The organism is uncultured Pseudacidovorax sp. (assembly GCF_913773995.1).
GTDB lineage: Bacteria > Pseudomonadota > Gammaproteobacteria > Burkholderiales > Burkholderiaceae_C > Xenophilus.
The window spans coordinates 72,232-84,274 of the sequence record NZ_CAJYES010000153.1 but is presented as its reverse complement, the minus strand read 5'-3'; the positions used below and the strand labels follow the sequence as shown (position 1 = coordinate 84,274).

Sequence of the window (12,043 nt, the reverse complement as noted above, 5' to 3'; positions counted from 1 at the left end):
GATGCGCCGCGCCTGCTCGGCCGAGGGCGCCTCGATCTCGAACACATTCATCCGGTTGAGGATCGGCTCGGGCACGCTGCGCTCGTCGTTGGCGGTGGTGATCCAGATCACCTGGCTGGCATCGATGGCCACCTCGGCGAACTCGTCGACAAAATGGTGCGCCGTGTCGTGCTCCAGCAGGCCGTAGAGCGCACCGAGTGGGTCGTACTGCGCGTCGGCACTGGCCTTGTCGATCTCGTCCACCACGATCACCGGGTTGGCGTACTGCCCGTCCACCAGCGCCTCGAACACCTTGCCGGGCTTGGCGCCCTTCCATTGCGAGGAGGCGCCGGAGAGCAGCCAGCCGGCCGTCATCGAGCTCATCGGCACCAGTTGCATGCCGGTGCCCAGCAGCTCGGCCAGCTTGCGGGCGAAATGGGTCTTGCCGATGCCGGGTGGGCCGAGGAGCAGCATGGGCGTTACTTCCAGGCCGTCGCGGCTGTCCTGGGCCAGCGCGACGTGGCGGCGGACGTCGTCCAGCGCATCGGTGAAATTGGGGAGCTGCTCGTAGAGGGCCGCCATGTCGGGCACCCCGGAAGGTTTGACCTGGAAGCGCTCCGGGCCGCGCTCGAGCATGCGGGTGTAGGTGCTGCGCAAGGTCTCGTGATCGCGCTCGGGCAGCTTGGCGAGCCGGCGCTCGACCTCATGCGTCTCGTAGACGCTGCGCAGCTGCGCCACGGGCAGCTGGAAGCCTGCGCTGGTGGGGACGAGACTGCGGGAATCCATCGGGAACACCTCCGTATCGAACAACAACACCTGGTGCGATACAGCATAAGACGTGCCCGCGCCGCGTGCACACGGACCGCAGGGGGCCGACAGCCAATGTGGCCTGGCGACTACAAGAGAGTAGGCGGTGCTCGAGGCGCGTACGCATCCGCCGAGGCCGGGTCGGACGAGGCGGGTGCCGCCCAAAGCAATTCGGCCCGCACGCAGCGAGCCGAATCGAAGCCGGGCTGGCCGGCGGTGGAGAGGTGCCCTGCGTCCTCAGGCGGCCTGGGTCAGCATCTGCTGCAGCTCGCCGGACTCGTACATCTCCATCATGATGTCCGAGCCGCCCACGAACTCGCCCTTGACGTAGAGCTGGGGGATCGTGGGCCAGTTGCTGTATTCCTTGATGCCCTGGCGGATCTCGGCGTCGTCCAGCACGTTGACCGTGGTCAGCGCCTTGGTGTCGACGCCGCAGGCCTTCAGGATCTGGACGGCGCGGCCGGAGAAGCCGCACATGGGAAAGCTCGCGTTGCCCTTCATGAAGAGCACGACATCACTCGACTTCACGATGCCGTCGATGCGTTGCTGAACGTCGCTCATGGGGTTTCCTGTGGGTGGTGGGGTGATAAGGACGTGGATTATTTCACCGGGGCCCAGGTTCCGCCGGTGCAACGGGCAATGCCGGACAGATCGTGGCGGTGCTGGATGTCGGCGAAACCCGCGGCGGCCAGCAACTGGCGCACGGCGGCCGCCTGGTCGTGGCCGTGTTCCAGCAGCAACCGGCCACCTTCGGCGAGGTGCGCGGGTGCAGCGCGCACGATCTGCCGCAGCTCGTCCAGGCCGTCGATGCCGGCGACCAGCGCCGAGCGCGGTTCGTGGCACAGGGCGGGAAGGTGCGGGTCGCCCTCGGCGATGTAGGGCGGGTTGCTGACGATGAGGTCGTAGGCGCCCGGGGGAGCACCGTCCAGCCAGGAGGCCTGGCGGAAGGCGACGGGCAGGCCGAGCCGCCGGGCGTTCGCCGCGGCCACCGCGAGTGCGTCGGCGCTGGCATCGACCGCCTCGATCCGCGCATCGGGCCGGGTGCGCTGCAGCGCCAGGGCGATGGCGCCGCTGCCCGTGCCCAGGTCGAGCACGCGCGGGGCGGGGCGGCCCTCCAGGCAGGCGAGGGCCCAGTCGACCAGCGTTTCGGTGTCCGGGCGCGGCACGAGCACCCGGGCGTCCACCTGAAGGTCGAGGCCGTGGAATTCCTTCTCGCCGAGCAGATAGGCGGCGGGTTCGCCGGCCAGGCGCCGTCGGAAGAGGGCAGCGACGCGGGGCCAGTCGCCGACAGCGAGCGCGTTACCGTCGTGCGTCAGCAGCCAGGCCCGGTCGTGCGGGGCGCGGCCGAGGGCGAAGAGCAGCAGCAACTGGGCATCGAGCCGATCGAGGCCGGCGCGCAGGCCGGCCTGCAGGGCGGCGGCGACGCTCGGTGGGGCGGCTTCTGCGGACAAGTCCGCGTTCATGGATGCCGCTGGCTCGGGCGCGGCGCTCGCGGCCGCGGCCCCTGCCGTGGTGTCAACGCCCGCCGGCATGCTTGGGCGACCGCTCATGCCTGGCTCGCCTCCAGCTCCGCCAGCTGCTCGGCCTCACGCGCCGCCTGCAGCGCATCGAGCACCTCACCCAGGTCACCTTCCATCACCGCGCCGAGCTTGTAGAGCGTGAGGTTGATGCGGTGGTCGGTGAGCCGTCCCTGCGGGAAGTTGTACGTGCGGATGCGGTCGCTGCGGTCGCCGCTGCCGATCAGGCCCTTGCGCAGTGCGGCCTCCTTGGCGGCGCGCTCGCTGCGCTCCTTTTCCTGCAGCCGGGCCTGCAGCACCTGCAGCGCCTTGGCCTTGTTGCTGTGCTGGCTGCGGCCGTCCTGGCATTCGGCGACCAGGCCGGTGGGCAGGTGCACCACGCGCACGGCGGAATCGGTCTTGTTGATGTGCTGGCCCCCGGCGCCGCTGGCGCGGAAGGTGTCGATGCGCAGGTCGGCGGGGTTCAGTGTGACGGCCTGCGTCTCGTCGGGCTCGGGCATCACGGCCACGGTGCAGGCGCTGGTGTGGATGCGGCCCTGGGTTTCGGTGGCGGGCACGCGCTGAACGCGGTGGCCGCCGGATTCGAAGCGCAGCCGGCCGTAGGCGCCGTCGGCTTCGACGCGCAGCACCACTTCCTTGTAGCCGCCGATCTCGCTCTCGCTGGCGCTCATGATCTCCAGCTTCCAGCCCTGGCTGGCGGCATGGCGTGTGTACATGCGCGCCAGGTCGCCCGCGAACAGGGCCGATTCGTCGCCGCCCGTACCCGCGCGGATTTCGAGGAAGGCATTGCGGGCGTCGTCCGGGTCCTTGGGCAGCAGCAGACGCTGGAGTTCGTCCTCCAGCTCCTGAAGCTCGGCGGTGGCGGCGGCGATCTCCTCGTGCGCCATCTCGGCCATGTCCGGATCGCCCAGCATGTCGCGGGCGCCGGCCAGGTCGGTCTCGCGCTGCCGGTAGCGGGCCCAGCGGCCGGCGATGGCCGTGACCTCGGCATGCTCGCGCGAGAGGACGCGGTACTGGACCATGTCGGCCATGATGTCCTCGCGCGAAAGCAGGAAGTCGAGCTCTTCCAGGCGCTGGGCGAAGCGTTCGAGTTGATGGCGGAGGAAGTCTTTCACGGGCAGGGCGGAATGGGGCGGGGCCGCGGGGCCAGGGCCACGCGAAGCAGGCGCGCGGCGGGCGGATGCGGCCCGTGCAGGGCCGCGGCGAGCGAGCGTCGCTAGTTGTCCCGGCGCGGGTCGCCGTTGCGCAGGAAGAGCCGGCTCACCGTCTGCGCCGTCTGTGCGCGGCTGGCGGCATCGCCGGCATGCAACTCGGCCAGGGCGCCATGCAGCATCTTCTGCGTGAGGCCGCGGGACAGGGCCTCCAGCACCGCCTCGACATCGTCGCCGCGCGCGAGCTGGCGACGGGCCCGGGCCAGCTCAGCTGCCCGCCAGGCATCGGTCTGGGCCTGCAACTGCTGGATCAGCGGCACGCTGCTGCGCTGGTCCATCCAGTGCAGGAAATTCTGCACCCCGGCGTCGATGATGGCCTCGGCCTGGGCGACGGCGGCCTGGCGGCTGGCCTCGCCCTGGCGCACCACGTGGGCCAGGTCGTCCACGGTGTAGAGGTAGACGTCTTCCAGTGCCTTGACCTCGGGCTCGATGTCGCGCGGCACGGCCAGGTCGACCATGAACATGGGCCGGTGCTTGCGCGCCTTGAGCGCCCGCTCCACGGCGCCCAGGCCGATCAGCGGCAAGGTGCTGGCGGTGCAACTGACCACGATGTCGAACTCGGCCAGACGGCCGGGCAGGTCGGCCAGGCGCATGGCCTCGCCGCCCAGGCGGCTGGCGAGCTTCTCACCGCGCTCGAGCGTGCGGTTGGCGATGACGATCTTCGCGGGCTGGCGTGCCGCGAAATGCGTGGCGGCCAGATCGATCATTTCGCCCGCGCCGACGAAGAGCACGCGCGTCTCGCGCAGGTCCTCGAAGAGCTGGGCGGCCAGGCGCACCGCGGCGGCGGCCATGCTGATGGAATGGGCGCCGATCTCGGTGGAGGTGCGCACTTCCTTGGCGACGGCGAAGGAGCGCTGGAACAGCTGATTGAGCGTGGTGCCCAGGGCGCCGGCCGTCTCGGCGGCGCGGATGGCGTCCTTCATCTGGCCCAGGATCTGGGCCTCGCCCAGCACCATGGAATCGAGCCCGCTGGCCACGCGGAAGGCATGGCGTGCGGCCTGTCCGTCGGTCAGCGTGTAGGTATGGGAGCGAAGCAGGGCCGGCGAGACGCCGCCGCTGCCGGCCAGCCAGTCGACCGTGTGATCCAGCGCAGGACGGTCGGCGGCGCAGTAGATCTCGGTGCGGTTGCAGGTGGAAATGATGGCGGCCTCCACCGGCGGATGGCCGCGCAGGCCCACGGCGCTGCGCAGGCTCTGCAGGGTGGGCGCGATCTGGTCGACGGCAAACGCGAACCGGCCGCGCAGGTCGAGCGGCGCGGTCGTGTGGTTCAAGCCGAGTGCCCAGACTGCCATAACCGCGCATTATAAAATTCGCGCCCCTCTTCGGCGCCTTGCACTGCAGTAAACCCTCCTATTGCAGTCATTGGCAGGCGCTCCGCGGCGCATGTCCCCCCTCCGGTTCCTCGATCACCTGTTCAATTTCGTCGCACCGGCCACCGCCGTCGCCGTGTTGCTGGCGCTGGGCCTGCGGGTGACGCTGCGGACACGCTCGCTGCGCGTGCCGTTGTGGAAGCAGGTGGCAATCACCACCGGGGCTGGCGTCGTGACGCTGTTCGGTGGCTTGGTGCTGACGGGTCACGACGGGCGGATTGCGACTTATTCGGCGCTGGCGCTGGTCGCCGGCACCGTGCAGTGGGCCATGCTGCGCGGCGGACGCTGAGCCGGTCCTTTTTCTCAATCTTGCGGGTAAGCCCGAGCTTCCGACGCCGTTGTTCACGCCATAACATGAATATGAATTCATGTTCATGTTGAGTCGATGCAGGAAGAACTTGTCCAGAAAGCTGCCGGCACGCTGCCGGCGCAGCATGCCGTCGCGCCCAAGCGGCCACGGGGCCAGGAGCGCCAGCAGGCGCTGATCGAAGCCGGGCTGCAGTTGACCGCGACGCGCCGCTGGTCCGAGGTGACGGTCAGCGACATCGCCCAGGCCATCGGCTGCTCGGTCGGCACCTTCTACACGCGCTTCCACAACAAGGAGGCCTACTTCGCCGTGCTGCAGCAACTGCTGGCCGAGGTGCTGGAACAGCGGCTCGACGCCTTCCACGCGGCGCCGGAGCGCGAAGGCGAAACGCCCGCGCAGTTCCTCCGGGCCTGGGTCGGGCTGATGGTCCATTCGTTCCGGCTGCACCGCGGGCTCTATGCCGCGGCGCTGGGCCAGACCCAGCAGCAGCCGCGCGAAGCCAACACGGCCCATCCGTTGGCGCAGGTGCGGCTGGTCACGCGCAAACGCCTGACGGCGGCCATGGCGCGCTGGCCGCAGTGGCAGGGCGAGGCGGCTGCGGCCCGCCTGGGCTTTGCCCACCAGATGCTCCACGGGCTGCTGGTCAGTGCCGTGCTCACCGATCCGGGGCCCGTCCGGCTGGACGAAGCCACCCTGGTCGCGCAGACCGCCGAGGCGCTCGGCGCCTACCTGGGCATTGCGCCCGATCACCGGAACACCCAGCCATGAAGACCGCCTACGGCCCCACCCTCGACCTCCAGCGCCTGGCCGCGGCCGGCGCGCCGCCGGAGGACGGCGAGGACTTCGCCGATGCCCGCCGCGGCTTCCTCGGCAGCGACGACGAGGCCGAGGTGGCTGGCGTCTCCGACGCGCCGGTCTGGAGTCTTCGCCCCTACGCCTTCCTCGACGACGAGACGCCGGCGCCCACCGTCAATCCGGCCCTCTGGCGGCAGGCGCGGCTCAACCGCATCCACGGGCTGTTCCAGGTCACGCCGCGCATCTTCCAGGTGCGCGGCTACGACCTGGCCAACATCACCTTCATCGAGGGTGACGAAGGCCTGATCGCCCTCGACGCCCTCACCGTGCCCGAGACCGCCGCCGCCGCGCTGCGCCTCTACCGGCGCCTGCGCGACCCCGAAGGCCGCCGGCCGCTGCACACGGTGATCTACAGCCACAGCCACAGCGACCACTTCGGCGGCGTCGCCGGCCTGATCTCTCAGAAGGACGTGGATGCCGGCCGGGTGCAGGTGATCGCGCCCGTGGGCTTCATGCACCACGCGGTGGCCGAGAACGTGATCGGCGGCGTGGCCATGGCGCGGCGGGCGCAGTTCCAGTTCGGCCACACGCTGCCGGTGGGCGCCGACGGCCAGGTGGACGCTGGCCTGGGCAAGAGCCTGCCGCGCGGCCGGCCCTCGCTGATCGCGCCCACCTGGGAGATCGTGCAGGACGTCGAGGCCCACACCATCGACGGCGTGGCCATCGAGTTCCAGCTGGCGCCCGACACCGAGGCGCCCGCCGAGATGCACTTCTACTTTCCCGGCGAGCGCGCCCTGAACCTGGCCGAGAACGCCACGCGCACGCTGCACAACCTCTGCCCGCTGCGCGGCGCCAAGGTGCGCGATTCGCTGGCCTGGTCCAAGTACCTGCACCAGGCGCTGCAGCGCTGGGGCGACCGCAGCGACGTGGCGCTGGCCCAGCACCACTGGCCGACCTGGGGGCAGGACCGGGTGCAGGGCTTCCTGCGCGAGCAGCGCGATCTGTACCGCTGGCTGCACGACCAGACCGTGCGCCTGATGAGCCACGGCCTCAAGTCCGCCGAGATCGCCGAGGGCTTGACGATGCCGGGCCCGCTGGCGCGGCGCTGGCATGCGCGCGGCTTCTACGGCACGGTCTCGCACAACGTGAAGGCCATCTACCAGCACTACCTGTCCTGGTACGACGCCCATCCGGCCAACCTGCATGCGCATCCGCCGGTGGCGGCGGCCGAGCGCTATGTGCGCTACATGGGCGGCATCGACGCGCTGGTCGCGCGGGCGCGCGGGGACCTGGCGCGCGGCGACTACCGCTGGGTGGCCGAGGTCATGAAGCATGCCGTCTATGCGCACCCGGACCACGCCGGCGCCCGCGCGCTGGCCGCCGAGGCGCTGGAGCAGATGGGCTTCGCCGCCGAGTCCGCCACCTGGCGCAATGCCTTCCTGCTGGGCGCGCGCGAGTACCGCGAGGGCCCGCCCGCCGCGCCGGCCGTGCCCGGCGGCAGCGCCATGCTAGGCGCGCTGGGCAACGGCCTGCTGTTCGACGCGCTGGCCGTGCGCCTGAACGCGCCACGCGCGGGCGAACTCGCCTGCGTGGTCGGCCTGCATCTGGTCGACAGTGGCGAGCACTGGCGGCTGGAGCTGTCCAACGGCGCCTTGAGCCCCATCCGTGTGCCGTCGGCCGAAGCGCCCTGCGACGTGCACCTGACGCTGCCGCGCCGCGCCCTCAATGCCCTGCTGGCGCGCCAGCAGACGCTGCCGGAGCTGGTGGGCGCCGGCGAGGCGCAGCTGCGCGGCGATGCCAGCCTGCTGCCGCGCTTCTTCGGCCTGCTGGACAACTTCGGCGGCAGCTTCCCGGTGGTCGACGCGGCCCGCTGGCCCGACTGACGACGCACGCACGCACGCACGAAGGCCCCGCCACCGGCCCGCGCCCCGCTCCGATTCCTCCCCAGCGTTCAGGAGACGCGCCATGCCCGAGAACAACAAGGAAGAGCACTTCGACTACATCATCGTCGGCGGCGGCACGGCCGGCTGCACGCTGGCGGGACGGCTCAGCGAGGACCCGCGCGTCACCGTCGCGTTGCTCGAAGCCGGCGGCAGCGATGCCAGCGGCTGGGTGACCGTGCCGATGGGCCTGATCGGCACCGTGCCCACGCGGCGCATGAACTGGGCCTTCGAGACCGAGCCGCAGCCCGGTCTGGGCGGCCGCCGCGGCTACCAGCCGCGCGGCAAGGTGCTGGGCGGCAGCTCGTCGATCAACGCCATGATCTATGTGCGCGGCCATCCGGCCGACTACGACGAATGGGCCGCGCTCGGCTGCACCGGCTGGGGCTGGCAGGAGGTGCTGCCGTACTTCCTGCGCAGCGAGGGCAACACCTCGCTGCCGGCCTCGGCGCTGCATGCGACGGATGGGCCGGTGAAGGTCTCCAACATCCGTTCGCCGGCCGCCTTCAACGAGCGCTTCCTGGAGGCGGGCGTGCAATGCGGCTATGTGCTCAACCCGGATTTCAACGGCGCGCAGCAGGAGGGCGTGGGCTGGTTCCAGGTTACGCAGAACGGCGGCGAGCGCTGGAATGCGCAGCGTGCCTACCTGGCACCGGCGCGCAACCGGCCCAACCTGCGCGTGATCACCCGCGCCCATGCGCTGGGCCTGCGCATGGAAGGCCGGCGCGTGACCGGCGTGGACGTGTCGGTCGACGGCCAGCGCCGCAGCCTGACGGCCCGCGCCGAGACCCTGCTGTGCGCCGGTGCCTTCGGCAGTCCGCAGCTGCTGATGCTCTCGGGCATCGGGCCGGCCGAGGTGCTGCAGGCGCAGGGCATCACGGTGCGCCATGCGCTTGCGGGCGTGGGCCGCAACCTGCAGGACCATCTGGACTGTGTGCTCTCGCGGCGCTGGTTCGACCTGGAACTCTTCGGCCGCACGCCACAGGGGCTGGTGTCGCTGTTCCAGCACTGGGGCCGCTGGCGCCGCCAGCGCGAGGGCTGCTTCAGCACCAACTTCAACGAGGCCGGCGCCTTCCTGTGCAGCCGGCCCGGGCTGTCTCGGCCCGACATCGGCCTTCATTTCTCCCGCGCCCAGGTGCAGGACCATGGCCGCCGCCAGATGCCCGGCCATGGCTACGGCCTGCATGCCTGTGTGCTGCGACCGGCTTCGCGCGGGACGGTGGGCCTGCACAGCGCCGACCCGCATGCGCCGCCGCGCATCGACCCGGCCTTTCTCTCCGATCCGCAGGACATGGCGGCCATGGTCGAGGCCTACCGCATCTGCCGCCGCATCCTCGCGGCGCCGGCCTTTGCCGACGTGCGCGGCATTCCCGGCCGTGCCGAGCCCGACCCGGCCGACCGCACGGGCGTGGAGGCTTACATCCGGGCCACCGCCGACACCATCTACCACCCCGTCGGCACCTGCCGCATGGGCCAGGACGACCAGGCCGTCACCGACCCCGAACTGCGTGTGCGCGGCCTGGACGGTCTGCGCGTGGTCGACGCCTCGGTGATGCCGCGGCTGATCGGCGGCAACACCAATGCGCCGACCTACATGCTGGCGGAGAAGGCGGCCGACCTGATCCGCGGACGCACCGCGCCGGCTGCAGCGACCACATCGGTGGACGAGCCGGCCGCCCTGTCGGTCGCGTAGTCCGTCCCGTCCCAGACCGCCCCAGACCTCGCCAGCCGCCCATCGCCCGCCCGCCCGCCCCGGCACCGACGATCCAGGAGTCCGCCCATGCCCGTCGCCCAACCGCCCGAAGCCCCCACCTACCAGGGCCACGCCGGCCGCACCCTGGCCGAATCCCGCCCCTGGTGGCCCGAGCCCGCCCGTCCCGCGCCCGGCACGCCCAATGTGCTGGTGGTGTTGTTCGACGACGTCGGCTTCTCCGACTTCGGCTGCTACGGCTCCGACATCGCCACGCCCACCATCGACGCGTTGGCGCGGCAGGGCGTGCGCTGCACCGGCTTCCACACCACGGCGATGTGCTCGACCACGCGGGCCTCGCTGCTCACGGGGCGCAACCACCATGCGGTGGGCATGGGCTGCCTGGCCAACTTTGATTCGGGCTATCCGGGCTATCGCGGCAAGATCGCCCGCGACGCGCCCACGCTGGCCGAGATGCTGCGTCCCCACGGCTACAACAACTACATGGTCGGCAAGTGGCATGTCACGCCCGTCAGCGAGACCGGCCCCGGCGGCCCCTACGACGGCTGGCCGCTGCGCCGCGGCTTCGACCGCTTCTACGGCTTCCTCGATGCCGAGACCGACCAGTACAGCCCCGAGCTGGTCCAGGACAACACGCTCATCGCCGCCCCGGGCACCTACGAGACCGGCTACCACCTGACCGAGGACCTGGTGACCCAGGCCATCCGCATGATCGCGGACCACCAGGCCGACCGGCCGCGCCAGCCCTGGTTCACCTTTCTGGCGCTCGGTGCCTGCCACGCGCCGCATCAAGCGCCAGCCGAACTCATCGCGCACTATGACCAGCGCTTCGCCCATGGTTGGGACGAGGAGCGCGCCCGCCGCCTCGCGCGGCAGATCGCGATGGGCGTCGTCCCGCCCGGCACGCAGCTGCCCGAGCGCAATCCGGGCGTCGAGGCCTGGGACGCGCTGCCGTCCGAGCAGCAGCGCCTGTTCGCCCGCCTGCAGGCCGCCTATGCCGCCATGCTCGACCATGCCGACCAGCATCTGGCGCGGCTGGTCGCCTTCCTGGAGGAAGCGGGCCTGCGCGACGACACGCTGATCCTCGTGCTCTCCGACAACGGCGCCAGTCAGGAAGGCGGCCCGCTCGGCATGGTCAATGCCATGGGCCCCTTCAACCTGCTGCAGGAGACACTGCAGACCAAGCTCGCCCGCATCGACGACATCGGCGGGCCCGACACGCACAGCAACTTCCCCTACGGCTGGGCCATGACGGCCAACACGCCGCTCAAGCGCTACAAGCAGAACACGCATGGGGGTGGTATCCGCGATCCGCTAGTCGTCTCCTGGCCGCGCGGCATCGCCGGCGACGGCGCGTTGTGGAAGGGCTTCTGCCATGTGAGCGACCTCGCGCCCACGGTGCTCGACCTGCTGCAACTGGCACCGCCGGCGCAGGTCGAGGGCGTGGCCGCGCAGCCCATGACCGGCCAGAGCTTCGCCGCCTGCCTGCGCGACCCCGCCGCCGCCTGGCAGCGCGGTCCGCAGTACTTCGAGATGTTCGGCCACCGGGGCCTGTGGCACGCGGGATGGAAGGCCGTGGCCTGGCATGCGGTCAACACGCCCTTCGATGCCGACGCGTGGGAGCTCTACCACCTGGACGAGGACTTCTCGGAGACGCGCGACCTGGCCGCCGTGTATCCCGAGCGGCTGGAGGCACTCAAGACCCTGTGGTGGCGCGAGGCCGAGGCCAACCAGGTGCTGCCGCTGGACGATCGCTTCGCGCCACGCTTCGCCGAGAACGGCCGGCGCGTGCACGGCCCGCGCACGCACTTCGTGCTGCATGCCGGCATGGGCCACCTGCCCAACGACGTGGCGCCCGACGTGCGCAGCCGTGACTACCGCATCGATGCCTATGTGCGCATCGACCACGCTGATGCCCAGGGCGTGCTGGTGGCGCATGGCGACGCCACCTGCGGCTACAGCCTGTACCTCAAGAACGGCCACCTGGTGCACGACATGAACGTCGGCGGGCGCCACCACCTCATCGTCTCGGAGCGGCCCTTTGCCCCGGGCCACCATGTGCTGGGCCTGCAGATGCGGCTCGGGCCCTGGGTGCGGGTGCGGCTGCCGGTGATCGGCATGACCATCATGCCCTCCACCCGCACTGCCACGCTGCTCATGGACGGCGAGCCGGTGGGCCGGCTGGACACGCGCATGCTGGGCTTCAACAGCCAGGTGTCCTTCTCGGGCCTGGACATCGGGCTGGACCGTGGCAGCCCGGTCTCGCACTACGAGGCACCCTTCGTGCTTCAGGGGGCACGGCTTTTCCGCGTCGAGTACCAGCTCGATCCGCTGCAGCGCCTCGATCCCGAACTGCTGGCGCTGGTGGAGATGGCCCGGCAGTAAGTAGTGCAGCGCGCCGCACGC

Annotated in this window: 10 protein-coding genes; 5 read left to right on the top strand and 5 right to left on the bottom strand. The window is 70.9% G+C overall.

The genetic code is table 11. The features are described from left to right. The 5 genes from QZ772_RS14550 to hemA all read right to left on the bottom strand — a co-directional run. Window positions 1–765, bottom strand: a 765-nt coding sequence (locus QZ772_RS14550) for an AAA family ATPase (protein ID WP_295527548.1), incomplete at its 3' end; no start/stop codon positions are given. Window positions 766–1,023: 258 nt separating this feature from the next. Beyond that, on the bottom strand, window positions 1,024–1,347 hold the full coding sequence (gene grxD / locus QZ772_RS14545; protein WP_017761179.1) for a Grx4 family monothiol glutaredoxin: 324 nt from the start codon (window positions 1,345–1,347) through the stop codon (window positions 1,024–1,026). Between the two features lie 38 nt (window positions 1,348–1,385). Further along, window positions 1,386–2,249 (bottom strand): peptide chain release factor N(5)-glutamine methyltransferase, encoded by an 864-nt coding sequence (prmC, locus tag QZ772_RS14540; RefSeq protein ID WP_295527546.1) that lies wholly within the window; start codon window positions 2,247–2,249, stop codon window positions 1,386–1,388. Window positions 2,250–2,332: 83 nt separating this feature from the next. Beyond that, the gene (gene prfA, locus QZ772_RS14535) at window positions 2,333–3,418 is read right to left on the bottom strand and encodes a peptide chain release factor 1 (RefSeq protein ID WP_295527544.1); all 1,086 of its coding nucleotides are present in this window, start codon (window positions 3,416–3,418) and stop codon (window positions 2,333–2,335) included. 101 nt (window positions 3,419–3,519) lie between these two features. Then, window positions 3,520–4,806 (bottom strand): glutamyl-tRNA reductase, encoded by a 1,287-nt coding sequence (gene hemA, locus QZ772_RS14530; protein WP_295527542.1) that lies wholly within the window; start codon window positions 4,804–4,806, stop codon window positions 3,520–3,522. A gap of 91 nt (window positions 4,807–4,897) precedes the next feature. Between hemA and QZ772_RS14525 the strand changes: the two genes are divergently transcribed. The 5 genes from QZ772_RS14525 to QZ772_RS14505 all read left to right on the top strand — a co-directional run bounded on the left by QZ772_RS14525 (window position 4,898) and on the right by QZ772_RS14505 (window position 12,022). After that, complete coding sequence (locus tag QZ772_RS14525) at window positions 4,898–5,173, top strand: hypothetical protein (RefSeq protein WP_295527540.1); 276 nt, start codon at window positions 4,898–4,900, stop codon at window positions 5,171–5,173. Window positions 5,174–5,269: 96 nt separating this feature from the next. Further along, the gene (locus QZ772_RS14520; protein WP_295527536.1) at window positions 5,270–5,959 is read left to right on the top strand and encodes a TetR/AcrR family transcriptional regulator; all 690 of its coding nucleotides are present in this window, start codon (window positions 5,270–5,272) and stop codon (window positions 5,957–5,959) included. Continuing rightward, a complete protein-coding gene (locus QZ772_RS14515; protein WP_295527533.1) occupies window positions 5,956–7,869 on the top strand; it encodes an alkyl sulfatase dimerization domain-containing protein in 1,914 nt (637 codons plus the stop codon). The genes QZ772_RS14520 and QZ772_RS14515 overlap by 4 nt, the downstream gene beginning before the upstream one ends. Before the next feature lie 82 nt (window positions 7,870–7,951). Continuing rightward, on the top strand, window positions 7,952–9,619 hold the full coding sequence (locus QZ772_RS14510; RefSeq protein WP_295527530.1) for a GMC family oxidoreductase N-terminal domain-containing protein: 1,668 nt from the start codon (window positions 7,952–7,954) through the stop codon (window positions 9,617–9,619). Between the two features lie 87 nt (window positions 9,620–9,706). Then, window positions 9,707–12,022, top strand: a complete 2,316-nt coding sequence (locus QZ772_RS14505; RefSeq protein WP_295527528.1) for an arylsulfatase — start codon at window positions 9,707–9,709, stop codon at window positions 12,020–12,022. Window positions 12,023–12,043 lie beyond the last annotated feature (21 nt).